24 protein-coding genes are annotated in these 26,762 nt (G+C 66.9%); 12 read left to right on the forward strand and 12 right to left on the reverse strand.

Annotation, left to right across the window (positions count from 1 at the left end):
• Positions 1–1,210, reverse strand: a 1,210-nt coding sequence (rlmN, locus tag IP69_RS04180) for a 23S rRNA (adenine(2503)-C(2))-methyltransferase RlmN (RefSeq protein ID WP_054141573.1), incomplete at its 3' end; no start/stop codon positions are given.
• Positions 1,211–1,451: 241 nt separating this feature from the next.
• The gene (locus IP69_RS04185; protein ID WP_248306700.1) at positions 1,452–2,051 is read right to left on the reverse strand and encodes a hypothetical protein; all 600 of its coding nucleotides are present in this window, start codon (positions 2,049–2,051) and stop codon (positions 1,452–1,454) included.
• Between the two features lie 202 nt (positions 2,052–2,253).
• Here IP69_RS04185 and IP69_RS04190 point away from each other — a divergent pair, with 202 nt between their 5' ends.
• A complete protein-coding gene (locus IP69_RS04190; RefSeq protein WP_054141574.1) occupies positions 2,254–3,228 on the forward strand; it encodes an NADPH:quinone oxidoreductase family protein in 975 nt (324 codons plus the stop codon).
• A gap of 1 nt (position 3,229) precedes the next feature.
• Here IP69_RS04190 and IP69_RS04195 read toward each other — a convergent pair whose 3' ends face one another.
• Positions 3,230–3,565, reverse strand: coding sequence for a YkvA family protein (locus IP69_RS04195; RefSeq protein WP_248306703.1), 336 nt, complete (start codon positions 3,563–3,565; stop codon positions 3,230–3,232).
• Positions 3,566–3,801: 236 nt separating this feature from the next.
• Here IP69_RS04195 and IP69_RS04200 point away from each other — a divergent pair, with 236 nt between their 5' ends.
• Positions 3,802–4,587: an SDR family NAD(P)-dependent oxidoreductase gene (locus IP69_RS04200; RefSeq protein ID WP_054141576.1), complete on the forward strand. Its 786-nt coding sequence runs from the start codon at positions 3,802–3,804 to the stop codon at positions 4,585–4,587.
• Positions 4,588–4,589: 2 nt separating this feature from the next.
• Here the strand turns inward: IP69_RS04200 and IP69_RS22070 are convergent, their stop codons facing one another.
• Both IP69_RS22070 and ftsY read right to left on the reverse strand, forming a co-directional pair.
• On the reverse strand, positions 4,590–5,216 hold the full coding sequence (locus IP69_RS22070; RefSeq protein ID WP_248306701.1) for a septation protein A: 627 nt from the start codon (positions 5,214–5,216) through the stop codon (positions 4,590–4,592).
• A gap of 45 nt (positions 5,217–5,261) precedes the next feature.
• Positions 5,262–6,464 carry a signal recognition particle-docking protein FtsY gene (gene ftsY / locus IP69_RS22075; RefSeq protein ID WP_054141577.1) on the reverse strand — a complete coding sequence of 401 codons (1,203 nt, stop codon included), beginning with the start codon at positions 6,462–6,464 and terminating at the stop codon, positions 5,262–5,264.
• Positions 6,465–6,647: 183 nt separating this feature from the next.
• Between ftsY and IP69_RS04215 the strand changes: the two genes are divergently transcribed.
• Positions 6,648–7,322 (forward strand): RNA pseudouridine synthase, encoded by a 675-nt coding sequence (locus IP69_RS04215; RefSeq protein ID WP_248306704.1) that lies wholly within the window; start codon positions 6,648–6,650, stop codon positions 7,320–7,322.
• 5 nt (positions 7,323–7,327) lie between these two features.
• Here the strand turns inward: IP69_RS04215 and IP69_RS04220 are convergent, their stop codons facing one another.
• The 4 genes from IP69_RS04220 to IP69_RS04235 form a co-directional block, all read right to left on the reverse strand.
• Positions 7,328–7,618 (reverse strand): 4a-hydroxytetrahydrobiopterin dehydratase, encoded by a 291-nt coding sequence (locus tag IP69_RS04220; protein ID WP_054141593.1) that lies wholly within the window; start codon positions 7,616–7,618, stop codon positions 7,328–7,330.
• Positions 7,619–7,620: 2 nt separating this feature from the next.
• Entirely contained in the window at positions 7,621–8,199 is a 579-nt protein-coding gene (thpR, locus tag IP69_RS04225; protein WP_054141578.1) for an RNA 2',3'-cyclic phosphodiesterase, read from the reverse strand.
• Positions 8,200–8,295: 96 nt separating this feature from the next.
• Positions 8,296–9,351, reverse strand: a complete 1,056-nt coding sequence (locus IP69_RS04230; protein ID WP_054141579.1) for an aldo/keto reductase — start codon at positions 9,349–9,351, stop codon at positions 8,296–8,298.
• Positions 9,352–9,435: 84 nt separating this feature from the next.
• Positions 9,436–10,044: an arylesterase gene (locus tag IP69_RS04235; protein WP_054141580.1), complete on the reverse strand. Its 609-nt coding sequence runs from the start codon at positions 10,042–10,044 to the stop codon at positions 9,436–9,438.
• 192 nt (positions 10,045–10,236) lie between these two features.
• On the opposite strand from IP69_RS04235, the gene IP69_RS04240 reads away from it, so the two are divergent.
• From IP69_RS04240 to IP69_RS04250, 3 genes are all read left to right on the forward strand, one after another.
• On the forward strand, positions 10,237–10,959 hold the full coding sequence (locus IP69_RS04240) for an ABC transporter ATP-binding protein (protein WP_156323279.1): 723 nt from the start codon (positions 10,237–10,239) through the stop codon (positions 10,957–10,959).
• A 2-nt stretch (positions 10,960–10,961) separates the two neighbouring features.
• Positions 10,962–13,547: an FtsX-like permease family protein gene (locus IP69_RS04245; protein WP_054141582.1), complete on the forward strand. Its 2,586-nt coding sequence runs from the start codon at positions 10,962–10,964 to the stop codon at positions 13,545–13,547.
• A 220-nt stretch (positions 13,548–13,767) separates the two neighbouring features.
• Complete coding sequence (locus IP69_RS04250) at positions 13,768–14,544, forward strand: Bax inhibitor-1/YccA family protein (protein WP_054141583.1); 777 nt, start codon at positions 13,768–13,770, stop codon at positions 14,542–14,544.
• Between the two features lie 243 nt (positions 14,545–14,787).
• Here the strand turns inward: IP69_RS04250 and IP69_RS04255 are convergent, their stop codons facing one another.
• Entirely contained in the window at positions 14,788–15,123 is a 336-nt protein-coding gene (locus IP69_RS04255) for a DUF2794 domain-containing protein (protein WP_248306705.1), read from the reverse strand.
• A 404-nt stretch (positions 15,124–15,527) separates the two neighbouring features.
• On the reverse strand, positions 15,528–16,076 hold the full coding sequence (locus IP69_RS04260; RefSeq protein ID WP_054141594.1) for a peroxidase-related enzyme: 549 nt from the start codon (positions 16,074–16,076) through the stop codon (positions 15,528–15,530).
• Between the two features lie 171 nt (positions 16,077–16,247).
• Between IP69_RS04260 and IP69_RS04265 the strand changes: the two genes are divergently transcribed.
• On the forward strand, positions 16,248–21,095 hold the full coding sequence (locus IP69_RS04265) for an NAD-glutamate dehydrogenase (protein WP_248306702.1): 4,848 nt from the start codon (positions 16,248–16,250) through the stop codon (positions 21,093–21,095).
• Positions 21,096–21,138: 43 nt separating this feature from the next.
• Positions 21,139–21,339, forward strand: a complete 201-nt coding sequence (locus IP69_RS04270; RefSeq protein ID WP_054141585.1) for a Trm112 family protein — start codon at positions 21,139–21,141, stop codon at positions 21,337–21,339.
• Positions 21,340–21,458: 119 nt separating this feature from the next.
• Here IP69_RS04270 and IP69_RS04275 read toward each other — a convergent pair whose 3' ends face one another.
• On the reverse strand, positions 21,459–22,706 hold the full coding sequence (locus tag IP69_RS04275; RefSeq protein WP_054141586.1) for a ubiquinone biosynthesis hydroxylase: 1,248 nt from the start codon (positions 22,704–22,706) through the stop codon (positions 21,459–21,461).
• Positions 22,707–22,846: 140 nt separating this feature from the next.
• On the opposite strand from IP69_RS04275, the gene tesB reads away from it, so the two are divergent.
• The 4 genes from tesB to IP69_RS04295 form a co-directional block, all read left to right on the forward strand.
• The gene (tesB, locus tag IP69_RS04280; protein ID WP_054141587.1) at positions 22,847–23,716 is read left to right on the forward strand and encodes an acyl-CoA thioesterase II; all 870 of its coding nucleotides are present in this window, start codon (positions 22,847–22,849) and stop codon (positions 23,714–23,716) included.
• A gap of 236 nt (positions 23,717–23,952) precedes the next feature.
• Positions 23,953–24,291 carry a P-II family nitrogen regulator gene (locus IP69_RS04285; RefSeq protein ID WP_054141588.1) on the forward strand — a complete coding sequence of 113 codons (339 nt, stop codon included), beginning with the start codon at positions 23,953–23,955 and terminating at the stop codon, positions 24,289–24,291.
• A gap of 29 nt (positions 24,292–24,320) precedes the next feature.
• Positions 24,321–25,787 (forward strand): ammonium transporter, encoded by a 1,467-nt coding sequence (locus IP69_RS04290; protein WP_054141589.1) that lies wholly within the window; start codon positions 24,321–24,323, stop codon positions 25,785–25,787.
• Between the two features lie 212 nt (positions 25,788–25,999).
• A partial coding sequence (locus tag IP69_RS04295; protein WP_197279670.1) for a DNA translocase FtsK 4TM domain-containing protein occupies positions 26,000–26,762 on the forward strand: 763 nt, incomplete at its 3' end.

The following is a 26,762-nucleotide window of genomic DNA, read 5'->3' on the forward strand; positions in this document are numbered from 1 at the left end:
CGGCCGCGGCCGCATCGTCCTGGTCGAGCATCAGCCGCGCCCGGGCCGAAAGCTTCTCGGTTTCGCTTTTGAGCTGGCCGCAGGCGGCGAGGATGTCGCGGCCGCGCGGGGTCCGCACCGGCGAGGCATAGCCGGCCCGGAAGACGATCTCCGAGAACCGCTCGATCCGGTCCCAGTCCGAGCATTCGTACTTCGTACCGGGCCAGGGATTGAACGGGATCAGGTTGATCTTGGCTGGAATGCCCTTGAGGAGCCGCACGAGGTCGCGCGCCTCGGCGTCGCTGTCGTTGACGCCCTTGAGCATGACGTATTCGAAGGTGATGCGCTTGGCGTTGGTCAACCCCGGATAGGTCCGGCAGGCCTCCATCAGCTCGGCGATCGGATATTTCTTGTTCAACGGCACCAGCTCGTTGCGCAGATCGTCGCGCACCGCATGCAGCGAGATCGCCAGCATGGTGCCCATCTGGTCGCCGAGCGGGCCGATCTGCGGCACGACGCCGGAAGTCGAGACCGTGATGCGGCGGCGCCCGAGCGAAAGCCCCTCATTGTCGGAGATGACGTCGATCGCGTCGCGCACGCCATCGAAATTATAGAGCGGCTCGCCCATGCCCATGAAAACGATGTTGGAGACGAAGCGCCCACCATCCTTGGGCACGAAGGCGCCGCCGGGCGCGCTCCGGTTGGGGAAGTCGCCGAGCCGGTCGCGCGCCACCATCAACTGCGCGACGATCTCCTCGGTGGTGAGGTTGCGCACGAGGCGCTGCGTGCCGGTGTGGCAGAAGGTGCAGGTCAGCGTGCAGCCGACCTGGCTGGACACGCACAGCGTGCCGCGATCGACCTCGGGGATATAGACGCATTCGATCTCGGCGCCGCGATCGCGCGGGCCGGTCGAGGCCATGCGGATCAGCCATTTGCGGGTGCCGTCGGTCGAGATCTGCTCGGCCGTGACCTCCGGAAGATCGAGCGTGAAGCGTTCGGAAAGCGCCCCGCGCAGACCCTTGCCGATCGTGGTCATCTCCGCGAAATCGCGCACGCCGTAATGATAGATCCAGTTCCAGAGCTGACCGACGCGCATGCGCCGCTCCTTCTCCGGAATGCCGATCTCGGCCAGCGCGTCGCTCAGCCCGGCGCGCGTGCGCCCGATCAGCGACAGGCGCTGCGAAACGGTTTCGGCCGCTGGCGCGGCGGGTTCAAGAACGGACAAGGTCATCGGAACTCTGGCTTTGGTCGGGCGTCACGCGCCCGAATGGCTGCGGCTCATAGCACGAGAACGCCCAGCCGCGAAATCATGACTGTTCAAGCACAATCGCTGGGCTGTCGCTCGGCTTCGCCAGCGCGAGGTGACTGGCGTGATGGACCAGAACCGGAGCGGAGCGGACTACAGTCCGCGAGCACCGGAAGCGCAGGCCATCGCGTCAGGCGCCCGCGATGGTAGAAGCCCAGCGGCGGCCCTATTTGCAGGCGTCTTCGGCGCGCTTCACGACCTGGCTCATGCCCGACAGCGAGTATTTGTCCGTCGTCGGATTGCCCCGCCTCGACGTGCCCTTGATCTCAAGCGCCGCGCCCTTGCGCAGCGAATCGAGCATGCGCGGCTCCTCGGCGGGATTCTTCAGCCACATGTTCTGACCCTTGGCGACGAGCGCATAACGCTCGGAGCCGATGATCGCCTGATGCTCGACATCTTCCTTGAGATCGAAGTTCATGACGAAACTGATCTCGTTGCGCACGCCCTCGGTCGGGCGCGTTGCGACAAAGAGAAGCCCCTCGACGTCCTTCAGATTGGCCGGCAGCCGGCTTTCGGCCTTCGACAGGGCGTAGCAGACCTTGGTGCGGCCCTGCTGCGACGAGAAGGCCTGCCATTTGCCGGCGGTTTCCAGCAGCATCGCCTGACCCTGACCGGCGGCGGCCGGGGTCGCGGCGGCGGGGCGACCTCGCTGCTGCGCCGATGCGGCCAGCGGAGCGAGGACGAGGCAGCCTGCCAGCAGAGCCAGCGCAGCAGCGGCGGAACGGGGTGTGGCGGGGATGCCGGCACGGAGACAGGAGATGATCATGGCCGCCATCAATCATTAAAAATCTTAACACTGCCTTTACCACCCCGTTGACGGGGCGCGATCGGCAGGCAGGCGCAGTAGTAGTGTCACGATCCTGGCGAAAATGCGAATGCCAGCAAGGCAGGTGCCGTTTGATATGGCGACGGCATGGCACAGTCGCAGCGACGCAGATGGCCATAGCCGGGCATGACGGATTGAGACGATGAAGGCATTGCTGTGCGAACGCCACGGGCCGGCCGAGACGCTGGTGATCCGTGATCTCCCGATGCCCCCGCCGGGGCCCGGCGAGATCGCCATCGCGGTCAAGGCCGCCGCGCTGAACTTCTTCGATACGCTGATCATCGAGAACCGCTATCAGACCAAGCCGGAACTGCCTTTTTCACCGAGTGCGGAATGCGCCGGCACGGTTGCCGCACTCGGGGAGGGCGTCACCGGCTGGCGCATCGGCGAGCGCGTCGCCGCCTGGCTCGGCTATGGCGCCGCCCGAGAGCGCATCGTCATCGCAGCCGATGAAGCCGTCCGGGTTCCTGACGGCCTGAGCGACGCGCAGGCGGCCGGGCTGTTCGTCACCTATGGCACGGCGCTGCACGGGCTGATCCAGCGCGCCGGGCTGAAGCAGGGCGAGACGCTGGCTGTGCTGGGCGCGGCGGGCGGGGCGGGTCTGGCCGCCGTCGAGATCGGGGCCCTGATCGGGGGCCATGTCATCGCCTGCGCCTCCTCGGCCGACAAGCTGGCGCTCGCCCGCGAGCACGGCGCGCAGGAAGTGATCGACTACACGGTCGAGGACATCAGGGCAGGCCTGCGCGTGTTGACGGAAGGCCGCGGCGTGGATGTGCTCTACGACACCGTCGGCGGTGATCTTGCCGAACCCGCCTTGCGGTCGATGGCGTGGGAAGGGCGCTATCTCGTCGTCGGCTTCGCCGGTGGGGCGATCCCGAAGATCCCGCTCAACCTGCTGCTGCTGAAGGGCTGCGACTTGCGCGGCGTGTTCTGGGGCGATTTCGTCCGGCGCGACCCCGCCGCGCAGCGCGCAAACATGGAGCGTCTGCTGGATTGGGCGGCGGGCGGCCATATCCGCGCCCATGTCCATGCCGAAATCCCGCTGGAGCGCTGGGTCGAGGCTTATGCGTTGATCGGCGACCGCAAGGCCAAGGGCAAGGTCGTCCTGACGCTGTGACCTACAGTTCCGCCATGGCCTTCCTCGCCTTTTCGCGGTGCTCGGGCGTGATCGAGCCGGCCACCGCTGCAAGCGCCGCCGCCAGCACCGCCGCATCGTCGGTAAAGCCAAGGAAAGGCATGATGTCGGGAAGCGCATCGATCGGCAGCACGAAATAGCCCAGCGCCGCCAGCAAGGTCATCCGAACCCGACGCGGGGTTTTGGGATCGCGGGTGCAGATCCACGCCGCCAGCAGGTCCTCAGAGAACGGAATGCGCTTGGCCACGCGCTTCAGCCGGCCAAGGAATTCCGAGCCAAAGCGCGCCTCGTCGCGCAGACTCTTGCGGATCTCAGCCATCTCTTCCTCCGTGAAACGGGAGGTGAAACCGTCGCTCATTGACGCCCCTCCTCAGGGCAGTTGTCGTGGCCGCATCATTCCGCGATCGGAACCGGACCTGCAATGTCGAAAGATGTGGCCCCGCGGGAAACCCCGCACAAGAGGCCTGCCAAGGAGCGCACGAAGAAACCGGCTTGGAGCCTCCAGGCGCGCGCCTTAAACGCATTCCTGAACCCATCACGATCAGGACACGCCCGATGCAGCTCGATTCCTCCATCGCCGCCATCGTCACCGGCGGCGCGTCCGGCCTCGGCGAGGCGACCGCGCGCATTCTGGCGAGCCACGGCGTCAAGGTCGCGCTGTTCGATCTCAATGCCGAGCGCGGCGCGCAAGTCGCGGCCGAGATCGGCGGGCTCTTCGTCGCCTGCGACGTGACCAGCGAGACCTCGGTCGATGAGGCTCTCGCGACGGCACGCGCCGCCCAGGGCGTGGCCCGCATCGTGGTCAACTGCGCCGGCATCGCTCCGGGGCGCCGCATCGTCTCGAAGAACCGCGAGACCGGCGCGCTGATGGCCCATGATACCGCCATGTTCGAGAAGGCGCTGGCGATCAACCTGACCGGCACCTTCCGGATGATCGCCAAATCAGCTGCTGCGCTGGCCGCTCTCGACCCGGTGACAGCCGATGGCGGCCGTGGCGTCTTCATCTGCACCGCCTCGATCGCGGCGCAGGACGGCCAGATCGGCCAGGCAGCCTATGCCGCGTCAAAGGCCGGCGTCGCCGGCATGACGCTGCCGATCGCGCGCGAACTCGCAGCCTATGGCATCCGCATCATGACGATCATGCCGGGCCTGTTCGAGACGCCGATGTTCGACGGCCTGCCCGAGGAGGCGCGCGCCTCACTGGCCGTTTCGGTGCCTCACCCGTCGCGGCTCGGCAAGCCGGCGGAATACGCGGCGCTGGTTCGCAGCATCATCGAGAACGACATGCTCAACGGCTCGTCGATCCGACTGGACGGGGCGCTCAGGTTGGCGCCCAAATAATCCTACTCGGCCGCCTTCGCCTTGATCTCGTGCTTCAGGATCAGCGGCGTCTGCGCCAGGGCAAACGCCATGGTCAGCGGCATCACGCCCCAGACCTTGAAGGCGACCCAGAAATCCTGGGTCTGCGTGCGCCAGACGATCTCGTTCAGCGCCGCCAGCACGAAGAAGAACAGCCCCCAGCGCAGGGTCAGCTTGCGCCAGCCCTCCTCGTCGAGCTGCATCACCGATTCCAGCACCAGCGCCAGCAGCGAGCGGCCGAAATAAAGCCCCCCCAGCAGGATGCAGCCAAACAGCGTGTTCACGATCGTCGGCTTGACCTTGATGAAGAACGCGTCGTCCAGCGCGATCGTCAGCCCGCCGAACACGGTGACGACGACGGCATTCACCATCGCCATGCGCGGCAGATAGCCCATCAGCACGCGCGAGACCGCCAGCGCCACCAGCGATGCCACGACGAAGATGCCGGTGGCGACGAAGATGCGCCGGTCGGGCGCGACGCCAAACAGCCGGTCGCCATAGGAATTGGCGAAGAAGAAGATTGCCAGCGGCCCGAACTCCAGCGCGAGCTTGAGCAGCGGGCTGATCGGCTTGCCCTTGCCCGCCGGGGGCGGCGCCATGCTGTCGGTCATCGTATGTCGTTCCGTCCTGTCTATCGTCTCAAGCGCCCGCGAAAATTACGCCGCTTCGTCCAGTCCTGATACCGCCCGGGCGAAATCGCGCGCCGAGAACGGCTCGAGATCCTCGACGCCTTCGCCGACGCCGATGAAATGCACCGGCAGGCCGAATTTCGCCGCCAGCGCCACCAGGATGCCGCCGCGCGCCGTGCCGTCGAGCTTGGTCATCACCAGCCCGGTCACGCCGGCCGTGTCACTGAACGCCTCGACCTGGCTGAGCGCGTTCTGGCCCACCGTTGCGTCGAGCACCAGGAGCGCGGCATGCGGCGCCTCCGGGTCGAGCTTGCGGATGACGCGGACCACCTTGGCGAGCTCGTCCATCAGCCCGGTCTTGTTCTGCAGCCGCCCGGCCGTGTCGACCAGCAGCACGTCGGTTCCGGCGGCCTTGGCCTTCTGCAGCGCCTCGAAGGCGAGCCCCGAGGCATCGGCACCCTGGTTGCCGGAGACGACCTCCGCCCCCGTGCGCTCGCCCCAGACCTTGAGCTGCTCGATCGCCGCCGCGCGGAAGGTGTCGCCGGCCGCCAGCATCACGGATTTGCCCTCAGTCCGGAACTTGGCCGCGAGCTTGCCGATCGTCGTGGTCTTGCCCGAGCCATTGACGCCGACCATCAGGATCACGAACGGCTTTTTCGTGGCGTCGATCACCAGCGGCTGTGCGACGGGGGTCAGGATCGCCTCGACCTCGCGTGCCAGGATCGCCTTCACCTCGGCGGGCTCGATCTGCTTGTCGTAGCGCCCCTCGCCCACCGCCTTGGCGACGCGCGCCGCGGTGGCCAGGCCCAGATCGGCCTGGATCAGGATGTCCTCGAGGTCTTCCAGCGTGCCGGAATCGAGCTTGCGCTTGGTGAAGAGGTCGGTGATGCCCGTCGTCAGCGCCGAGGAGGTCCGCGACAGGCCCTCGGTCAGCCTGCGCCACCAGCTGCGCTTGGGCTCGGGCGCCGTGGCGACGGGCGCGATGACCACCGGCGGTACAACAACTGGAGCAGCCTGGACCGGCGCCGGTTCGGGCATCGCGATCGGCAGGGGCGAAGCCTCGCCAGTCAGAAGTTCGGGCGCGATCGGGGCGTCTTCGAGCGGCGCCTCGGGCGGCACCTGCACGGGCACCGGTGCCGCAGGCGTCTCAGATTGCTGTGTTTCGGGCTCCGGCTCGATGCCGAACAATCTCGACAAGAAGCCGCGCTTCTTCGGTTCGTTCTCGCTCATTGCTCTTCCCATGGCCTCGCCGCGGAGCGGCTTGCGCTTGCGCGGCAGGGTGGCCTTCGCTAGCGCAATGCCATGACCACGCCCGACCGGCCAGAAATTTCGCAGCCACCCGAGACCCCCGGGCGCCGGGACACGCCGCGCGACGAGCCGCCCCTGCCCTTTCCGCTGCTGTATCGCGACGCGATGATGCTGGTCATCGACAAGCCCGCAGGCCTGCCCTCGCATCGCGGCCCACAGGCCAAGCGACGCGTGATCCCCGTGCTGACCGACCATCTCGACGCGCTGCGCTTCGGCCTGCCGCGAAGGCCGGAAGCCGCCCACCGGCTCGACAAGGACACCTCGGGCTGCCTGATCCTCGGCCGACACCCCCGCGCCATGGCCGAGCTCAACCAGATGTTTCGCGACGGCACCATTGCCAAGACTTATTGGGCGATCGTGCAGGGCACCCCTGAAACCGACGAAGGCCTCATCGATCTGGCCCTGGGGAAGCGCGCGCCCGATCGCGGCTGGTGGATGAAGGTCGATCCCGAGGGCCTGCCCTCGCAAACCCGCTATCGCGTGAGGGGGCGGGGCGAAAACGAAGCAGGCCCGCTCGCCTGGCTCGAACTGGAGCCGCTGACCGGCCGCACCCATCAGCTTCGCGTCCATTGCGCGGCCTCGGGCTGGCCGATGCTCGGCGACGAGATCTACGGTGATGCCCCGCGCGAGGGCGGGCCGGGCCTGCAGCTCCATGCCCGGTCCGTCACGGTGCCGCTCTATCGCAAGAAGCCGCCGATCCGCATCGAGGCGCCGCCGCCGCCGCATATGGAAGCCGCGCTGCTGGCGTGTGGCTGGACGCGCGCCGCATCCTCGGAATGACAGGTTCAGCCTGCAATCGCATCCATGGCGCGGGCGAGCTTGACGTCGAGTTCGGTCAGGCCCCCGGCATCATGGGTCGAAAGCGTCACATCGACGGTGCGATAGATGTTCGACCATTCGGGATGGTGGTCCATCGCCTCCGCCAGCAGCGCCACCCGCGTCATCCAGCCGAAGGCCTCGCTGAAATCGCGGAAGACGAAGCGCTTGACGATGGCCTCGCGCCCCTCCGCCGGCTTCCAGCCGGTCAGGATCGAGAGCGCTTCGTTGCGGGCATCGGCCCCCAGCCGCTTTGGCATCGTCATCTCCGCTGAAACTCGCTCCGCGCCAATCGATTCGGATAGGAAGGCCCCAGCGGATAGGCCGCTTCCAGCACATAAGGCCCGCCGCCAACCGAATCGCGCGACGACATCAAGGCCAGACGCCGCACCGTGAAGCTGATGGGCCGCACGATCGGGTGCAGGCTGAGATAATGCGCGACATCGAGCGGCGAGGTGTCGCGCAGCCGCGCCAGCGTCACATGCGGAACGAATTTGCGGCTTTCCGCCGGCAAGCCGAGCTTGCGCATCAACCGCTCCAGATCGGTCTGAAGCTCGGTGAGCCGGGGGCTCGGCTGCACGCGCGCAAACACTGTACGCGGCTTGTCGCCGCCGAACGTGCCGAGCGCATCCAGCGTGACCTCGAACGGATAGCTGCGGATATCTCCGAGGAATTCGTCGAGATCATTGGCCGTGCGACGGTCGACATCGCCGAGGAATCGCAGCGTGATATGGTAGTCGGCCGGATCGATCCAGCGTGCCCCGGCCAGACCGCCCCGGTGCAACGTCAACACCGAAGCAACTTCGGCGGGAATCTCAAGCGCTGTGAACAGCCTCGGCATGACCGAATCAGTGCCAGTTTTTTATGACTCTGGCGAGACGGAATGCTGGGCGGGTGCTGCCCGATGCGGCAGCACCCCATCTGAAGCCTTATCCCCCTACGGGCAGGGATTGCCGACGAGCTGATGGATCGCGTCGATCTGCGCCTCCAGCTCCGGCGACAGCCTGATCTCGATCGAGGCGATGTCGGTCTTGAGCTGGGCCATGCTCGTCGCGCCGATGATGTTGGTGGTGACGAAGCTGCGCGCGTTGACGAAAGCGAGCGCCATCTGCGCCGGATCGAGACCGGCCTCGCGAGCGAGCGCGATATAGCGCTTGATCGCCTCCTCAGCTCCGGCGCTCTGGTAGCGCTGGCCGCGGTCGAACAGCGTCGTGCGCGCGCCGGCGGGCTTGGCCCCGTCGAGATATTTGCCGGTCAGGAAGCCCTGTGCCAGAGGCGAGTACGCAAGCAGCCCGACATCCTCGCGAACCGCGATCTCGGCCAGCGCCGTCTCGAAGGTGCGGTTGAGCAGGTTGTAGGCGTTCTGGATCGACTGAACGCGGGGACCACCACGGGTCTCGGCGTCGCGCACGAAACTCATCGTGCCCCAGGCGCTCTCATTGGAGAGCCCGAGATGCCGGATCTTGCCCTCCTTCACGATCTCGGAGAAGGCGTCGAGCTGCTCGGCAATCGGGGTCTCGTCGGCCGGGCGTTCGAAGGCGGCCTTCGAGAAGCGCGTCGGGTTCGAGCCCCAGGGCATTGGCCGCTCGGGGAAATGGATCTGGTAAAGGTCGATATAGTCGGTCTGCAGCCGCTTCAGGCTCTTGTCGACCGCCTCGCGGATCTGCGCCCGGTTGACCCGTGTCGGGCCCTTGTCGTCGCGCATCCAGTCATTGGTGCCGCGCCCGACGATCTTGGAGGCAAGAATGACCTTGTCGCGATTCCCGCGCGCCTTGAACCAGCTGCCGATGATCCGCTCGGTCGAGCCTTGCGTCTCCGCGCGGGGCGGGATCGAATACATCTCGGCCGTGTCGAAGAAATTCACGCCCTGGTCGAGCGCGTAATCCATCTGCTCGTGGCCCTCGGCTTCCGTGTTCTGCTGGCCCCAGGTCATGGTTCCCAAGCAGATCACGGAAACCTGCAGATCGGTGCGCCCAAGGCGGCGATATTCCATGACAAGGCAACTCCGAAAAGTGGCGGGCAGACAGCGCGCGGTCGATTGAAGGGGCGGGGTATGCCTGTCGGGCCTTAAGGCCCGTCAGGGTTTGGCCGGCAGCGTCGCGAGGAATCGCTCGACCGTCGGCAAGATGTTGCGGACGATGACGCGGACGCCTTCGGCCGTGGGGTGGAGCAGATCGGGCTGGTTGAGCGCGCGGTCGCCCGCGATGCCTTCCAGGAAAAAGGGGTAAAGCACCAGCCCATGCGCCTTCGCAAGCTCGGGATAGATGCTGTCGAACCGCTTGGCATAATCGGGGCCGAGATTTCGCGGCGCATACATGCCGGCGAGCAGCACCGGGATGCCGCGCGCCTTCAGCCGCGTGATGATCGCCTCCAGGCCTTTTCGCGTTACCGCCGGATCGAGCCCGCGCAGGGCGTCGTTGGCACCGAGCTCAAGGATGACGCCGTCGGTGCCGTCAGCCACCGACCAGTCCAGCCGCTCGAGCCCGCCCTGCACGGTGTCGCCCGAGACGCCGGCGTTCACGATCTCGACAGAATGGCCCCGCTCGCGCAGGGCTCGTTCAAGAACGGGCGCAAACGCCGCGCTGCCCGGCAGATTGTAGCCGGCCGTCAAACTGTCGCCGAGCGCGACGAGTTTGACCGTCCGAGCCGGGATCGGAGCTGGGCCGGGGCTGGGTGTCTGGGCCATGGTCGCAACCGGCAGCAGCGTGAGACAAAGCAGAAAGACGGCCCATAAAGATTGGACAAGCGCAAGGCCACGCCCATATCGCGGCTTGCGGGGGCTCCGTGACACGGGGCGCAACGACGGTTTGTCTCGCTCGCGCCGCGTTTGGGTGAGAGCGGGCAGGCTGATGAAGTTCGAAGTCAGGATCATTGGATGATGAGCGATACGCGCGTCCCACCGACGGATAAGCCGGCGATCGAATTGCAGGATGTCGAACTTAGTTTGGGGCGTGCGGCAGCCCGCGTCCATATCCTCAAAGGCGTTTCTTTGTCGCTGGCCGCAGGCGAGGCGACCGGACTGGTCGGCCCCTCGGGCTCCGGCAAGTCGACCCTGCTGATGACGATGGCGGGGCTCGAGCGGCCCGATCGCGGCACCGTCAAGGTCGCGGGGCAGGATCTCGGCGCGCTCGACGAGGACGGACTGGCCGTCTTCCGCGGCCGCCATATCGGCATCGTCTTCCAGTCCTTCCATTTGGTGCCGACCATGACGGCCCGGGAAAACGTCGCCTTGCCGCTGGAATTGGCCGGGGCGAATGATGCCTTCGCCCGCGCCGAGGCCGAACTGCGCAATGTCGGCCTGGATGATCGCATGGACCATTACCCGGCCCAGCTGTCGGGCGGCGAGCAGCAGCGCGTCGCCATTGCGCGCGCCGTCGCGCCAGACCCCGCCATCCTCGTCGCCGACGAGCCGACCGGCAATCTCGACGAGACCACCGGTCGCTCGATCGTCGATCTGATCTTCGCGCTGCGGCGCGAGCGCGGCGCCACGCTCGTGCTCGTCACTCATGACCTGTCGCTGGCCGCGCTTTGCGACCGTACGGTGCGCTTGCGCGCCGGGCGCATCGAGACGGCGGCGCCCGCAGACGCGGCGGTGGCCTGATCATGCATGGAACCGTGAAGCCTGTTCCCGCGCCGCCCTCGCGCGCTGCCGGGGCTGCCCTGGCCTTTCGCCTCGCCTGGCGCGATCTGCGTGGAGGACTGCGTGGTTTCGGCGTCTTCATCGCCTGCCTCGCGCTTGGCGTCATGACCATCGCCGCCGTCGCCTCCGCCTCGCGCGGCCTCACCGAGGGCCTGTCGCGGGAAGGCCGGCGCATTCTCGGCGGCGATGCCGCCTTCAGCCTGATTCACCGCGAGGCGACGCCACAGGAACTGGCCTTTCTGGCCGGGCGCGGCACGGTCTCGACCATCGCCACGATGCGTGGCATGGCCAATGCCGGGGAGAAGGGCGCGGCGCTCGTCGAGATCAAGGCCGTCGATGCCGGCTATCCCGGTATCGGCACGCTCGTTACCGATCCCGCAGGCCCGCCCGCCGATCTGCTGGGTGCGCGCGAGGGCGTCTTCGGCGCGGTGGCAGACCCCGTGCTGCTCGGGCGGCTTGATTTGAAGCTGGGTGACATCGTGCTCGTCGGCACGGCCCGCGTGCAGCTGCGTGCCAATCTCGTTTCCGAACCCGACAAGATTGCCGCCGGCGTCGGCTTCGGCCCGCGCCTGCTGATCTCGCAGGACGCGCTGCGTACAACCGGCCTGCTCCAGCCCGGCAGCCTGGTCCGCTGGACCTACCGTGTCGCACTGCCGCCTGAGGCCTCGACCGATGCAGCCCTCGATGCGCTGATCGCCGATGCCGGCACGCAACAGCGCGATGCCGGCTGGGAGATCCGCTCCCGCGCCAATGCCAATCCCGGCTTCCAGCGCAATCTCGAACGCTTTACCCAGTTTCTGACATTGGTTGGCCTCACGGCCCTGCTGGTCGGCGGCGTCGGTGTCGCCAATGCGGTGCGCCGTTTCGTCGAGGCCAAGAAGCTCGATTTCGCCACGATGAAAGCGGTCGGCGCCACCGGCGGCCGCGTCGTCGCGATTCATCTCACCGAGGTCATGCTGGTCGCGGCGCTAGGCACCGCCATCGGCCTGGCGCTCGGCGCGGCCGCGCCGTTCGCTCTGGGCGCTGCGCTGAGATCCGTCCTGCCCATCCCCTTCGAACCGACGCTGGCGCTGAGCGAACTCGGCGTCGCGGCGCTCTACGGACTGCTGACAGCGCTCGTCTTCGCGATCCTGCCGCTCGGCCGCGCTCATGACGTGCCGGTCTCGGCGCTGTTTCGCGACCAGATCGAGCCTGATGCGCGCCGGCCCCGGGCGATCTACATCGCGATCTGCCTGCTGGCGCTGGCCGGCCTCGTCGGCGTCGCGCTCGCCTTCGCCTATGACCGGCGCATCGCGCTGATCTACATCGCCGTGATGACCGGCATCTTCCTGCTGCTGCGCGGCGTCTCATGGGGCCTGATGGCACTCGCCCGCAAGGTCCCGCGACCGACAAACCCCTCGCTGCGCATGGCGCTGGCCAACAGCCACCGCCCCGGCGCGCTGACACCCTCGCTGGTGCTCTCGCTGGGCCTGGGCGTGGCGCTGCTCTCGGCGCTCGCCTTCATCGACAGCAGCCTGACGCGGCAGCTGACGCAGTCCCTGCCGGAAAGGGCGCCCAGCTACTTCTTCCTCGACATCCCCAATGCCGATTCGGCCCGCTTCGACGCGGTTCTGCAGGAGGAACGCCCCGGCGCGGCGCTCGCCCGGGTCCCGATGATGCGAGGCCGCATCGTCTCCATCAACGGCGTCCGCGCCGAAGACATCAAGGCCTCCGAACAATCCGCCTGGGTCCTCGATGGCGACCGCGGCATCACCTATGCGCAGGAATTGCCGGAGGGCTCCAAGCTGGCCGAGGGCGAATGGTGGCCGGCCGACTACAGCGGCGAGCCGCTTCTGTCCTTCGATGCGCAGAATGCCGCCGGGATCGGGCTCAAGATCGGCGATACCCTCACCGTCAATGTGCTCGGCCGCAACATCACCGCCCGTGTCGCCAATCTGCGCGCGGTCGAATGGCGCTCGCTTGGCATCAATTTCGTCATGCTGTTCTCGCCCAACACCTTCGCCGGGGCGCCGCACACCAATCTCGCCACGATCACTCCGGCAGCCGGTGCAGCGAGCGGAAGCGACGCCACCCTGCTGCGTCGGCTGGCGGTCGAGTTTCCGACCGTGACCACCGTGCGGGTCAAGGATGCGCTGGAGGCGATCAACACCATCGTCGGCCAGCTTGCATTGGCCATTCGCGGGGCCTCGGGCCTGGCGATCGCCGCCAGCCTGCTTGTGCTGGGCGGTGCTCTCGCCGCCGGGCAGCGCGCGCGGCTCTATGACGCGATGATCCTGAAGACGCTGGGTGCGACCCGCCGCTTCATACTTTCGTCGTACGCCCTCGAATACGCCGCGATCGGCCTCGTCTCGGCGCTGTTCGGCGTTGTCGCTGGCGCGCTCGCGGGCTGGGGTGTCGTGACTCAAGTGATGAAGATCGAATTTGTCAGTGACCCGACGGGCGCGTTACTGGCCGCGACTGCCGCCGTCGGCGTCACCGTCCTGTTCGGGCTCACAGGCACGCTGAAAATACTATCGAAAGCGCCAGCTTCTCATCTGCGGAATTTATGATGACTGGCTGCGAACGACTCAGGCTAGACATTACAAGGATGTAACTTTGCACAAAAGCGCCGCCGCGTTTCTATGGCGCGCGGCGTTTAACCATGAAGCCCCCTTGTAAGAACCGCCGAACCCCCTCATATTCCACCCATCGCCACGATTGTGCGCGACGACAGGCCATCGCCGGACGCGATGTCCGTCTTCGGAATCACTGTCAGGGGAAAATCGCTCCATGAGCAACTTCGACCGCAATGCTCCAGCCTGGGGTGCCGGCCGCGCCCAGCAGACCAGCGCCGTCGAGATGGATCAGGGCCTGCGCTCGTTCATGCTCGGCGTCTACAATAATATGTCGATCGGACTGGCCATCACCGGCCTTGCCGCGATCGGCATCTCCATGCTGGCGATCGCCGGCGTCTCGCCCACCGGCAAGGTGACGGCGCTGACCCCGCTTGGCCAGGCGCTTTATCTCAGCCCGCTGAAGTGGGTCGTGATGCTGGCACCGCTCGCCTTCATCCTGTTCTTCTCGTTCAAGGCCGAGAGCATGAGCTCCTCGACCGCCCGCGCCATGTTCTTCGCCTTCGCGGCGGTGATGGGCGTCTCGCTGTCGTCGATCTTCGTGGTCTACACGGGTGAATCGATCACCAAGGTGTTCTTCATCACGGCCGCGACCTTTGGTGCGCTCAGCCTTTATGGCTACACCACCAAGAAGTCGCTGTCGGCGATGGGTTCGTTCCTGATCATGGGCCTGATCGGCCTGGTGATCGCCTCGCTGGTGAACCTGTTCCTGCAGTCGAGCGCCCTGTCCTTCGCCGTCTCGGCGATCGGCGTGCTCGTCTTCGCCGGCCTGACCGCCTGGGACACCCAGCGCCTGAAGGAGATGTATCTCTATTCGGATCTCGATCCGGAATCGGCTGCGAAGCTCTCGGTGAACGGCGCCCTGTCGCTCTACCTGAACTTCATCAACATGTTCCAGATGCTGCTCTCGCTGTTCGGCAACAAGCAGGAGTGATCCGGTCCCGCCCGTGATCCGGGCAGGACGTGCAGAGAGAACGAGCCCCGGCCGCAAGGTCGGGGCTTTTCTTTTGGGACCGGAGTGGGAAACACGTCGTCATTCTGGGCCGCCGAGAGCCACCCGGGATCCATCATCGAGCGCGACAGTGGCCTGTGACGGATCAACCTGTGCTGCATTCGACACTGACAGATAACGCGTCGGACAGGATGACGCGTTGGATCTGAAGCGCTCGACGGAGCCTCAACCAACCACGCTCAGCTTCTTGTCGAGCACGCGCAACACCCGCGACAGCTCGGTGCCGCGCTTCAGCACCAGCCCCGTGGCGGCGACGACCGAATAGGCGCCCTGGCGCTTGGCCAGGGCCGGATCCTTGACGATGCGATAGAGCGGCACCTCCGAAGAGCGCCGGTAGACCGAGAACTGTGCCTGATCCTTCAGGAAATCGATGGCGTAATCGCGCCACTCGCCGGCCGCGACCATCCGGCCGTAAAGGTTGAGCAGTTCCGCAAGCTCGCGACGGTCAAAGGTGACGTTGGCCGGTTTTGTCGCCGTGGGAAACGGGATGACCCCAGCCATCGGCTTCGATTGCGGCGAATCGCTCTCGCTCATGGCGCCTCCCGATCGGCGGCTTCGCGAGAGCCGCCCTGATCCCTCGATCGCGATGATGCTCTCGACCGGCGGCTCTGGCAAGCAAGCTTGGCCGGCAAGCAAAACGCCGTCCGCTCCCGCCGGATGGGTCAGTCAGCGCTCACAGTGTCGATCACGGCTTCGTCACCGACGCCGCATTTTCGCCCCGATCGGGCCAAGCGGGCGCCCTGTTGCATGAGTGAAATGGCAATGTTGCCTCGACGGCTCGGCTCTGCCGGTTTTCGGTTTGTCAGCCCCCCAGCCCCCCGAAAATCTGGCGGGGTCGAGCCATCGAGTCGAGGCCAACTCAGCGGCTGGCGCCCTGCGCCGGCCGTTTTTCTTTGCGCTGTCCCTCAACGCGCCTCCCGGTGATATTCGGGATTGGGGCGCATATCGACCGCGGAGGCCATGCGGTTCGACATGTTGAAGAAGGCCGCGACGGCCGCGACATCCCAGATTTCGCGCTCGCCGAAACCGGCCTCCCGCAGCACGGCGCGGTCGGCCTCGGCGATCAGATGCGGCGTCTCGGTCAGCTTCACGGCGAAGTCGAGCATGGCGCGGTGTCGGCGTGAGAGGTCTCCCGCGCGGAAATTCATCGCCATCAGTTCGCCGAGCACCGGGTCCTCCGAGAGCCGGCGCACCGCCGCGCCATGCGCGCTCAGGCAATAATAGCAGCGGTTCACGCTCGACACCGCGACAGCGATCATCTCGCGCTCGAGTTTTGACAGGCCCGAGGGCGCCAGCATCAGGTCATTGTAGAAGGCCGCAAACGCCGAAAGCTTGGCATCGTCATGGGCGTAGGCGACCAGGACATTGGGCACGAAGCCCAGCTTTTCCAGACAGGTGTCGAAATAGGCCTGGTTCTGTGCCGAGAGCGGGCCCGGCGGCAGATCGAGCGCCATGGCAGGCGGATTAACGTCTTGCCGCGCCGGGCGCTCGCCGGGCTTCGGTTTGTCATGTTTGGCCATCATGGTTGCATCCTGTCGTGTCGGTGGGGCTTCACCCGTCGGCGCGCGCCATTGAAAGGCGCCACAGCCTATGTCATCGCTGCGGCAAAATAACAGGGGTGGACCATGGGCAAGCGCATGACCAATGCGACGGCTGCGGCTGTTTCCGCGATCGAGAATGCGGCCGAGAGCCTGCCCGGAGCGATGCCGCCCGAGTTTCCGCGTCTGCTCTATGGCCGTGCCGTCGTCGAGGATCTCGACGCCATGCCGGCCGATATGCTGGCGCGGGCAGCCGCTGCCGCATACGAGCATCTGCTGGCCCCGCGCAGCCCCGATTCGATCAATCTGCGCTTCCGCGACGAAGCCTTCACCAGCCAGGACCGCGAGCGCCAGCTCACGGTCCTCGAAGTGGTCAACGAGAACAAGCCATTCCTGCTTGATTCGACGCTCGCCGAACTCGCCGAGCAGGGCTACGAGCCCCGCCTCGTCGCGCATCCGATCCTCGCGGTGGCGCGTGACGCCGACGGCGGGTTCCTTTCGCTGGCCGGAGAAGCCGCAGGCCGCACTCCGGAAGGCACCCGCCGCGAAAGCCTGATCCAGATCCATCTGGAGCGAATCGATTCGCCCGAGGCCCGCGACAGGCTCTGCGCCGGGCTGGAGCGCGTCTATGCCGATGTCGGGCTCGCGGTCGAGGATTGGGCGGCGATGCGCGGTCGCATCACGCAGGTGATCCAGGCCTATCGCGGCAACCCGCCGCCGCTGCCGGAAGACGAGGTCACCGAGGCGCTGCAGTTCCTGGAATGGATCGCCGGCGACAATTTCACCCTGCTCGGCATCCGCGCCTACCGCTTTCCCAATGGCGACGCCGCCGCCGATCCGATCGAGGGCTCGGGGCTCGGCATCCTGCGCGATCCGGCTGTCAAGGTTTTGCGCAAAAACCGGGAAATGGTCGCGGTCACGCCTGAAATTCGCGCCTTCCTGGCCAAGCCGCAGGCGCTGATCATCACCAAGGCCAATGTCAAAAGCCGGGTGCATCGCCGCGTCCATCTCGATTATGTCGGCGTGAAACTCTTCACCCCCGAGGGGCGGCTCGATGGCGAATTGCGCATCGTCGGCCTCCTGACCGCAAACGCCTATACCGGCAGCGCGCTCGCCATCCCCTATCTGCGCCTCAAGGTCGCCCGCGTCGCCAGGAATATCGGCTTCGACCCGGCCAGTTATTCGGGCCGCGCGCTGATGAATGTGCTCGACGCCTATCCGCGCGACGAGCTCTTCCAGATCGACGCCGCCACGCTGGAAAGCTTTGCGCTCGCCATCCTGCAGCTGACCGAGCGGCCGCGCATCCGCGCGCTCGCCCGTGTCGATGAGTTCGACCGCTTCGTCTCGATCCTCGTCTTCATTCCCAAGGATCGCTACGACACAAGGGTGCGCCGCCGCGTCGGCGAATTCCTGGCGAGCATCTATCAGGGACGCATCTCGGCCGCCTATCCGGCCTATCCGGAGGGGCCGCTCTCGCGAACCCACTACATCGTCGGCCGTGACGAGGGCAAAACCCCCAAGATCGATCGCCCGACGCTGGAAGCCGGCATCACCGCGATCGTCCGTACCTGGAGCGACGGGTTGAAGGACGCTCTCGACAGCGAGCGCTCGGGCCCGGCTGCGCGCACGCTGGCGGAACGCTATGCCGAGGCCTTCGGCGCCGCCTATCGCGACCGCTTCACGCCGGCCGAGACATTGCGCGACATCGACGTCCTGCAGAAGCTCTCCGCCGAACGCGGGCGCGCCGTCAATCTCTACCGCCGCGAGGGCGATCCGGCGACGCGCGCCAATCTCAAGGTGTTCTCGCGCGGCGCGGCGATCTCGCTGTCGGCCCGTGTGCCCGTGCTGGAGAACATGGGCTTCCGCGTCGTCAACGAGCGGACCTACAACATCGCCCCGCAGTCGGCGGCCGGCGAAGCCACCGATACGACGCGCGTCTGGCTGCACGACATGACGCTCGAACGCGCCGATGATGGCGCGATCGATCTCGAGCGGCTCGACCCGCTGATCGAGGCCGCGCTGATGGCGCAGTTCCGGGGCCTCGCCGAGTCCGACCGCTTCGACCAGCTCGTGCTGGCTGCGGGCCTCGCCTGGCGCGAGGCTTCGCTCCTGCGTGCCCTGGGCCGCTATCTGCGCCAGATCGGCGCGCCCTATGCGCAGGGCTACATCGCCGACGCGCTGACGCGCCATGCCGGCATCGCCTCGGGGCTCGTCGCCCTCTTCGTCGCCAAATTCGATCCGCGCCTGGGCGAAACCGAGCGCACCGCGAAGATCGATGCCGAGCGCCGGGCGATCGAAACCGCGCTCGACGCGGTCACCAGCCTCGACGAGGACCGCATCCTGCGCCGCCTGGTCAACCTGATCGACGCGGCCTTGCGCACCAATTTCTTCCAGATCGGCCCCGAAGGTCAGCCGCGCGGCACGATCTCGATCAAATACGACTGTGCCAGGGTCGATTCGCTGCCCCTGCCGCGCCCGCTCTACGAGATCTTCGTCTACTCGCCGCGCGTCGAGGGCATTCATCTGCGCTTCGGCAAAGTCGCGCGCGGCGGTTTGCGCTGGTCGGACCGTCCTCAGGATTTCCGCACCGAGGTGCTGGGTCTGGTCAAGGCCCAGCAGGTCAAGAACGCGGTCATCGTGCCCGTCGGTGCCAAGGGCGGTTTCGTGCCCAAGCAGCTGCCGCCGGCCTCCGACCGCGCCGCCTGGTTTGCGGAAGGGACGGAGAGCTACCGCATCTTCGTGCGCACGCTGCTCGAACTGACCGACAATCTCGACGGCGAGACGGTGGTGCCGCCGGCTGACACGGTGCGCCATGACGGCGACGACCCCTATCTCGTCGTCGCCGCCGACAAGGGCACCGCCACCTTCTCCGACACCGCCAATGCGCTTTCGCTGGAGAAGCACCATTGGCTTGGCGACGCCTTTGCCTCGGGCGGCAGCCAGGGCTACGACCACAAGAAGATGGGCATCACCGCGCGCGGCGCCTGGGAAGCGGTAAAGCGCCATTTCCGCGAGATCGACATCGACATCCAGACCACGCCCTTCACCGTGGCGGGCGTCGGCGACATGTCGGGCGACGTCTTCGGCAACGGCATGCTGCTTTCGCCCGCCATCAAGCTGGTCGCGGCCTTTGACCACCGCGACATCTTCCTCGATCCCGAGCCTGACACGGCCGCATCGCTCGCCGAGCGTCAGCGCCTGTTCGATCTGCCGCGCTCTTCCTGGCAGGACTACGACAAGAGCCTGATCTCGGCGGGCGGCGGCGTGTTCTCGCGCCAGGCCAAGAGCATTCCGCTCTCCCCGGCCGTGCAGGCGCTTCTCGGCCTGGCCAAGGCCGAGGTCTCGCCCCCCGAACTGATGACCGCGATCCTGAAAGCCAAGGTCGATCTGCTCTGGTTCGGCGGCATCGGCACCTATATCCGCGCCTCCGACGAGAGCGACGCCCAGGTTGGCGACCGCGCCAATGACCCGATCCGCATCAGCGGCGGCGAGGTCAGGGCCCGCGTCATCGGCGAGGGCGCCAATCTCGGCGCCACCCAGCGCGGCCGCATCGAGGCAGCACGCATGGGCGTGCGGCTGAACACCGACGCGATCGACAACTCGGCCGGCGTCAACACCTCCGACGTCGAGGTCAACATCAAGATCGCGCTGGCAGCCCCCGTGAAGGACGGTCGCCTCGCCGAGGACGATCGCAACAGCCTGCTCGCCGAGATGACCGACGAGGTCGGCCTGCTCGTCCTGCGCAACAACTATCTGCAGACGCTCGCTCTCTCGCTGACGGAGGCGCAGGGCCAGTCCGCGACGCCGGGCCTGCGCTACCTGATGCAGACCCTCGAGGCGCAAGGCCGGCTCGACCGCAGCGTCGAATACCTGCCCAGCGATGCGGTGCTGGCCGAACGCGAAAAGCGCGGCGAAGGCCTGACCCGCCCCGAGCTGGCGGTGCTGCTCGCCTATGCCAAGCTCGCCTTGCATGATCAGCTCGTCGATTCCGACGTTCCCGACGATCTGTATCTGAACAGCGAACTGATCCGCTATTTTCCGCACGCCCTGCGCGAACGCTACGCTCCGGAAATCGCCGGCCACAAGCTGCGGCGCGAAATCGTCGCCACGCAGTTGGCCAATGCCATCGTCAATCGCGGCGGCCCGGCGCTGGTGCCCGTCCTGTCGGCGCTGACCCATGCCGGCGTGCCCGAGATCGCCGCAGCCTATGCGATCGCGCGGGATTCCTTCGATCTGATGGCGCTCAACGGTGCCATCGACGCGCTCGATGCCAGGCTGCCCGGCAAGATCCAGCTCGGGCTCTATGCCGCCGTGCAGGAGCTGGTCAGCGACCGCATGGGCTGGTTCCTGCGCCGCGGCGTGGCCAGGCCCGGCACGATCGAGACCACCGTCGCGCATTACAAGGCGGGCGTCGCGACGCTGGCCAAGGCGCTCGACACGCTGCTGCCCGACGCGGCGGCGCAGGCGCAGCACGCCCGCATCGCCATCCTGACCTCCGAGGGTGTGCCTGCGGTGCTGGCGGCGCGCATCGCCAGCCTGCCGGCGCTGGCCCAGGCGACCGACATCGTCGATATTGCCGGCCAGGCGCGCCGCGACATCGCCGAGGTCGCTCGGATCCATTTCGGCGTCGACGCCCTGTTCGGCCTCTCCGCGCTGGCTGCTGCGGCGGCAGCCGTCCCGGCAACCGATGATTATGAGCGGCTCGCCCGCGAGCGCGCCATCGAAACCTTGTCCGACGCGCAATCGGGCCTGACGCGCGAGATCGCCTCTGGCCATGGCGGCACGGGCCAGTTGGACGGCTGGCTCGACGAGCGCCGGACCGATGTCGACCGCACCCGCGCCACGGTCCAGGCGATCACGGCTTCAGGGCTTTCGCTGCCGAAACTCATGGTCGCGGCCGGCATGCTGGCCGATCTGCCGCGCAAGAACGCCTGACCGGCCACATAGTGCTGACGGGCGCAGCTGAAGGAAACCGACGATGACCGACGCACCCCATGAAGCCGCCACCCGCATCGACCCGAAGCTGCTGGAGATCCTGGTCTGCCCGCTGACCAAGACGACGCTCGAATACGATGCCGCCCGGCAGGAACTGATCAGCCGCGCCGCCAAGCTCGCCTACCCGATCCGCGACGGCATCCCGATCATGCTGCCGGAAGAGGCGCGCCCGCTGGAGGGTTAAAAAAGCGACACCATCCTCGGGCGAAGCGAAGCGCAGACCCGGGGATCGCTTTCAGGAGAGGGCGCCATATGCGATCGGCACGAGATGGTCGGGTCAAGCCCAACCATCTCGTGCCCGTTTCAAAGCCCCTCGCCCCGCAGCAAGCGCGGCGCCGCTCCCGCCATGCCCGCCGCTTCGCGGATGAAGAAACGCTTCAGCCCCGGCAGCCGGTCGACCACGCCGAGCCCAAGATCGCGCGCCAGCCGGATCGGCGTGAGATCGTTGGAGAACAACCGGTTGAGACCGTCGGTCACGGCACCCATCGCCACCGTGTCGAACCGGCGCGCTCGCTCATAAGCTTCAAGAACATCCAGCGTGCCCGGATCGAGCCCAAGGCGCGCCGCATCGACGATCGCCTCGGCCAGCGCCGCGACATCCTTGAGCCCGAGATTGAGCCCCTGACCGGCGATCGGGTGAATCAGATGGGCAGCGTCGCCGAGCAGGGCGACGCGCTCGGCAACGAAGCGCCGTGCCACGCCGTACCCCAGAGGATGCGCCGAAACCTGGCTTTCCAGCGCGATCTCGCCCAGTTCCAGACCGAAACGACGCTCGATCTCGGCCAGCATGCCGTCCTCGTCGAGCGAGAGCAGCGCCGGGACATGATCGGCGGCCTCGGTCCAGACCATCGAAGAGCGGTGCCCCAGCCGGCCGCCATCGCTGAGCGGCAGGATCGCGAAGGGCCCCGAGGGCAGAAAATGTTCGACCGCGCGGCCGTCATGGGGCCGCTGATGACCGATCGTGGCGACGATGCCCGATTGCTTGTAGTCCCAGCCGACCCAGCCAATGCCGGCCTGCTCGCGCAAACGGGACCGCGCCCCATCGGCAGCCACCAGCAGCCGCGCCGGCAGTGCCTCGCCCCCCGACAGGTGAACCGCGACGCTGGCCGCGCCCGAGTCGAAGCGCAGCACGCCCTCGTCGCGCAGCACGACGCCTGCCATGCGGCAGGCATCGGTCAAGGCGTCGATCAGCGCCGCACTCTCCACCATATGGGCGAAAGGCTGCCCTGGCTCGACCTCGCCATCGAAGGTGAGAAACACCGGCCGCACCGCATCGCCACTGCGGCTGTCGGAAATGACCATCTGCGTCATCGGCTGGGCGTGGGCCGCGATGGCATCCCACACGCCCAGCGTCTGCAGCATCGCCTGGGCCGCCGCGGCGACCGCATAGGCCCGGTTGTCGGGTCGGGAGGTCGCGGTCAAGGCGGGGTCGGCGACGATGACGGCAAAAGCCGAGCCGAGCGCCTGCTTCAGGGCGAGCGCGAGCGACAACCCGGCGATGCCACCGCCCGCAATGATGATTGCTTCTCGCGAGGGGGTCTGAACGGCCATGCTGTGATCTCCTCGGCGATAAGGTCGGCCGCCACCGTCTTGACGATCCCGGACGCGTCGGTGCTCATGCGGCTCGACCGGCCGTGTTGTGTCCAGCATCCGGCCCGACCGTCAACCGCCCGCCAGCAGAGCCTCCGCGCATGTCCCAGATCAGCGACTCCCTGACGTCGATCCTCGACCTCGAGCCGCTCGAACGCAATCTGTTCCGTGGTCGCAGCCCCAAGGTCGGCTGGCCCCGCGTCTTCGGCGGCCAGGTCATCGCGCAATCGCTCTACGCCGCCTGCAAGACCGTGGAAGGCCGTCAGCCGCATTCGCTGCACGCCTATTTCCTGCTCGGCGGCGATCCCGAAATCCCGATCATCTACGAGGTCGATCGTCTGCGCGACGGACGCTCTTTCACTACGCGGCGCGTGCTGGCGATCCAGAAAGGCGAGGCGATCTTCGCGATGTCGGCCTCCTTCCAGGTCGAGGAGCCCGGCTATGCCCATCAGATGCCGATGCCCGACGTGCCGATGCCCGAGGACCTGCCCGACCGCGACGCGATGAACCGCACTATCCTGCTCGACATGCCCAAGGCGGTGCGGGCCTATTACCAGCGCGAGCGCCCCATCGAGATCCGCCCGGTCGAACTTGCTCGCTACGCTGGCGCGGGCGCGGCGATGGAGCCGAAATTCCATGTCTGGATCAAGGCGATGCAACCCTTGCCGGACGATCCGGCGATCCACCAGGCCGTGCTCGCTTATGCATCCGACCTGATGCTGCTCGATTCGAGCCTGATCGCCCATGGCACCTCGGTCTTCGACGAGACGATCCAGGCGGCGAGCCTCGATCACGCGTTGTGGTTCCACCGGCCCTTCCGCGCCGACGAATGGCTGCTCTATGCGCAGGACAGTCCCTCGACCTCCGGCGCGCGCGGGTTTTCGCGCGGGCTGATCTTCGACAGGGGCGGCAACCTCGTCGCCTCCGTCGCGCAGGAGGGGCTGATCAGGCCCCGACCCGACCGAGCCTGATCAAAGAAGAGGCATAAGCCTATTTTTTAGCCTGCCGCCCAACTTCTGGGCGGCCTGCCTGCGCTTGAATCAGATCGCGCTGCCTGAAAACGGATCGCGCCCCTCACCCGCATCACTCCCGGGCAGTTGGCACGGGGTTTGAATTGCGACCTCCCGACGCGCTGCGATGACAAGCGCGCGAGGCGCAACAGGATCGCCGGGGCTGACTTCCGGGCGGCGAAACGGGGAAACCCCACATGAAGATCGTGATGGCTATCATCAAGCCGTTCAAGCTGGAGGAGGTGCGCGACGGGCTCACCGCCATCGGCGTGCATGGCCTGACCGTGACAGAGGTGAAGGGCTATGGCCGCCAGAAGGGCCATACGGAAATCTATCGCGGCGCCGAATACGCCGTGAGTTTCCTGCCGAAGATCAAGATCGAGGTCGCCGTATCCGACGAACTCGTCGGCAAGGTGATCGAGGCGATCACGGCAGCCGCCCGAACCGGCCAGATCGGCGACGGCAAGATTTTCGTTTCGTCGATCGAGAAGGCCGTGCGCATCCGCACCGGCGAGACCGACGGCGACGCCCTCTGAGCCCGCGATCTTCCTAAGGAGTTTCAAAGATGACTTTCAAGACCGTTAGCCGGGTCGCGCTTGTCGGGCTGGCACTCGCCGCCGCCGGCTCCGCGCTCGCGCAGACCCCTGCGGCGCCCGTGCCCAACAAGGGCGACGTCGCCTTCATGATGACCTCCACCGTGCTGGTCTTCCTCATGACCATCCCGGGCCTGGCGCTGTTCTATGGCGGCCTCGTCCGCAGCAAGAACATGCTCTCGGTGCTGACGCAGGTCTTCGCCATCGTCAGCATCGTCGTGCTGCTTTGGGTGACCTATGGCTACTCGCTCGCCTTCACCAGCGGTGGCGGGCTGAACGACTATGTCGGCGGGTTCTCCAAGGCCTTCCTGCGCGGCGTCGACGCCACCACCACCGTCGCCACCTTCTCGAACGGCGTCGTCATTCCCGAATATGTCTATCTGGCCTTCCAGATGACCTTCGCCTGCATCACCCCGGCCCTCATCGTCGGCGCCTTCGCCGAGCGCATGAAGTTCTCGGCGCTGCTGCTCTTCACCGTGCTGTGGGTCACCTTCATCTACTTCCCGATGGCCCATATGGTCTGGTACTGGGGCGGCCCTGATCTCGTCGGCAACGCCGCCGCTGCGCTCGCCGCGGCTCCCGCCGAAGGCAAGGCCGCAGCCCAGGCCGCGCTTGACGCCGTCAACGCCGATGCCGGCATGCTCTTCAAATGGGGCGCGCTCGACTTCGCCGGCGGCACCGTGGTCCACATCAATGCAGGCATCGCCGGCCTCGTCGGCTGCATCCTGCTGGGCAAGCGCATCGGCTACGGCAAGGAACTGATGGCGCCGCACTCGCTGACGATGACCCTGATCGGTGGCGCCCTGCTCTGGGTGGGCTGGTTCGGCTTCAATGCCGGCTCCAACCTGGAGGCCAACGGCACCGCTGCCCTGGCCATGGTCAACACCTTCGTCGCCACCGCGGCGGCCGCGGTCGCCTGGCTGTTTGTCGAATGGGCCGTCAAGGGCAAGCCTTCGATGCTCGGCATGGTCTCGGGCGCGGTCGCCGGCCTCGTCGCCGTCACCCCCGCCGCCGGCTTCGCCGGGCCGATGGGCTGCATCCTGCTCGGGCTTCTCTCCGGCGCGGTCTGCTTCGTGTTCTGCTCCACGGTCAAGAACGCGCTGGGCTACGATGATTCGCTCGACGTCTTCGGCATCCACTGCGTCGGCGGCATCCTCGGGGCACTGGCGACCGGCATCCTCGTCAATGTCGATCTCGGCGGCGCCGGCATCCCGGACTACGTCTCGAAGCCGGGCGAACTCGCCGTGGGGACCTACGAGTTCGGCACGGCCTTCATGGCGCAGGTCAAGGCGGTGCTGTTCACGCTGATCTTCAGCGGCGTCGGTTCGCTGATCCTCTTCAAGATCGTCGATGTGATCATCGGCCTGCGCGTCGCTCCCGATGCCGAGCGCGAGGGCCTCGACATCGCCGAGCATGGCGAGCGCGCCTATCACGACTGATCGACGCAGCGGTCCGTCACACGTGAAACAATCCCCGGCGGTCGCCCGCCGGGGATTTTTTATGAGGGCGGTGCTGCGAACCTCAAACGTTACAGCCGCGCTCGGGCCTCGGACGCGCCAAGGTTAAGCGGGTCTTAACCTCGCCTTCCTAACGTTGTCGCCATGGCCGATGCGACGCGGCCGCCAGTCCCGAGATGACGGCTCAACCCCGCATGCGCACGATCCGACGTTCCTCCTCGCTGATGGACCGCCTGCCCGACCCGGTGCGGGAATTCCTGTCGCGCCGCGCCAGTGAGATCCTGGGGCTATCCCTGCTCGCGCTGATGGCGGGTGTAGCGCTGTCGCTCGCGACCTGGTCTGTCGATGATCCCAGCCTCAACAACGCCACCAGCGGCGCGGTGCGCAACTGGCTCGGCCGCCCAGGCGCCATGATCGCCGATCTCTTCATGCAGCTGATCGGGCTTGGCGTCATCGCCTTGCTGTTTCCGCCGGTGATCTGGTCGCTGCGGCTGGTGCGCTTCCATCTGTTCGATCGCGGCGCGCTCAAGCTCGGTCTCTGGGTCGTCGGCATCGCCGCGACGGCTGCAGTCGGCAGCGCGCTTCCTGCGACACCGCGCTGGCCCCTGCCGACGGGCATGGGTGGGGTGATCGGCGACGGGCTGCTCTTCGGCACCCGCAATCTCGCCGGCATCGCCGGCAACGCGCTCGGTGGCCTCGTCGGATTTCTCTATGCCGGCATCGCCATTCTCGCCGTCACGGCCGCCGCCGGCTTCGGCTTCGTCAGCGACGAGGATCCGATCGCCGATGCCGATGATGCCGATGAGTCCTGGTCGGAAAGCGAGGATCGGCGTGACGATGAGCCGGGCATCTCGGTCATTCTGGTCGGCTGGCTCGCCCATGGGGCGATGGCGCTGCGCGGCATGATCCTGCGCCGCCTGCCGCAGCCGCCGGCCGCGGCCGCTCAAACCGGGGGAC

It is taken from the genome of Allobosea sp. AAP35, assembly GCF_001295925.1.
GTDB lineage: Bacteria > Pseudomonadota > Alphaproteobacteria > Rhizobiales > Beijerinckiaceae > Allobosea.

Excerpts from the sequence above, each read along its gene's own strand:
- IP69_RS04195 (WP_248306703.1), bottom strand. The coding sequence starts at position 3,565 with ATGGCTGAGATCCGCAAGAGTCTGCGCGACGAGGCGCGCTTTGGCTCG.
- tesB (WP_054141587.1), top strand. The coding sequence starts at position 22,847 with ATGTCCCAGATCAGCGACTCCCTGACGTCGATCCTCGACCTCGAGCCG.
- IP69_RS04275 (WP_054141586.1), bottom strand. The coding sequence starts at position 22,706 with ATGGCCGTTCAGACCCCCTCGCGAGAAGCAATCATCATTGCGGGCGGT.
- IP69_RS04290 (WP_054141589.1), top strand. The coding sequence starts at position 24,321 with ATGACTTTCAAGACCGTTAGCCGGGTCGCGCTTGTCGGGCTGGCACTC.
- IP69_RS04185 (WP_248306700.1), bottom strand. The coding sequence starts at position 2,051 with ATGATCATCTCCTGTCTCCGTGCCGGCATCCCCGCCACACCCCGTTCC.
- IP69_RS04260 (WP_054141594.1), bottom strand. The coding sequence starts at position 16,076 with ATGGCGCTCGATCTGCCGCCGGGCCCGCTCTCGGCACAGAACCAGGCC.
- IP69_RS04270 (WP_054141585.1), top strand. The coding sequence starts at position 21,139 with ATGACCGACGCACCCCATGAAGCCGCCACCCGCATCGACCCGAAGCTG.
- IP69_RS04255 (WP_248306705.1), bottom strand. The coding sequence starts at position 15,123 with ATGGCTGGGGTCATCCCGTTTCCCACGGCGACAAAACCGGCCAACGTC.
- IP69_RS04200 (WP_054141576.1), top strand. The coding sequence starts at position 3,802 with ATGCAGCTCGATTCCTCCATCGCCGCCATCGTCACCGGCGGCGCGTCC.
- thpR (WP_054141578.1), bottom strand. The coding sequence starts at position 8,199 with ATGCCGAGGCTGTTCACAGCGCTTGAGATTCCCGCCGAAGTTGCTTCG.
- IP69_RS04230 (WP_054141579.1), bottom strand. The coding sequence starts at position 9,351 with ATGGAATATCGCCGCCTTGGGCGCACCGATCTGCAGGTTTCCGTGATC.
- IP69_RS04240 (WP_156323279.1), top strand. The coding sequence starts at position 10,237 with ATGAGCGATACGCGCGTCCCACCGACGGATAAGCCGGCGATCGAATTG.
- IP69_RS04215 (WP_248306704.1), top strand. The coding sequence starts at position 6,648 with ATGATGCTGGTCATCGACAAGCCCGCAGGCCTGCCCTCGCATCGCGGC.
- IP69_RS04245 (WP_054141582.1), top strand. The coding sequence starts at position 10,962 with ATGCATGGAACCGTGAAGCCTGTTCCCGCGCCGCCCTCGCGCGCTGCC.
- IP69_RS04235 (WP_054141580.1), bottom strand. The coding sequence starts at position 10,044 with ATGGCCCAGACACCCAGCCCCGGCCCAGCTCCGATCCCGGCTCGGACG.
- IP69_RS04220 (WP_054141593.1), bottom strand. The coding sequence starts at position 7,618 with ATGCCAAAGCGGCTGGGGGCCGATGCCCGCAACGAAGCGCTCTCGATC.
- IP69_RS04190 (WP_054141574.1), top strand. The coding sequence starts at position 2,254 with ATGAAGGCATTGCTGTGCGAACGCCACGGGCCGGCCGAGACGCTGGTG.
- ftsY (WP_054141577.1), bottom strand. The coding sequence starts at position 6,464 with ATGAGCGAGAACGAACCGAAGAAGCGCGGCTTCTTGTCGAGATTGTTC.
- IP69_RS22070 (WP_248306701.1), bottom strand. The coding sequence starts at position 5,216 with ATGACCGACAGCATGGCGCCGCCCCCGGCGGGCAAGGGCAAGCCGATC.
- IP69_RS04285 (WP_054141588.1), top strand. The coding sequence starts at position 23,953 with ATGAAGATCGTGATGGCTATCATCAAGCCGTTCAAGCTGGAGGAGGTG.
- IP69_RS04265 (WP_248306702.1), top strand. The coding sequence starts at position 16,248 with ATGGGCAAGCGCATGACCAATGCGACGGCTGCGGCTGTTTCCGCGATC.
- IP69_RS04250 (WP_054141583.1), top strand. The coding sequence starts at position 13,768 with ATGAGCAACTTCGACCGCAATGCTCCAGCCTGGGGTGCCGGCCGCGCC.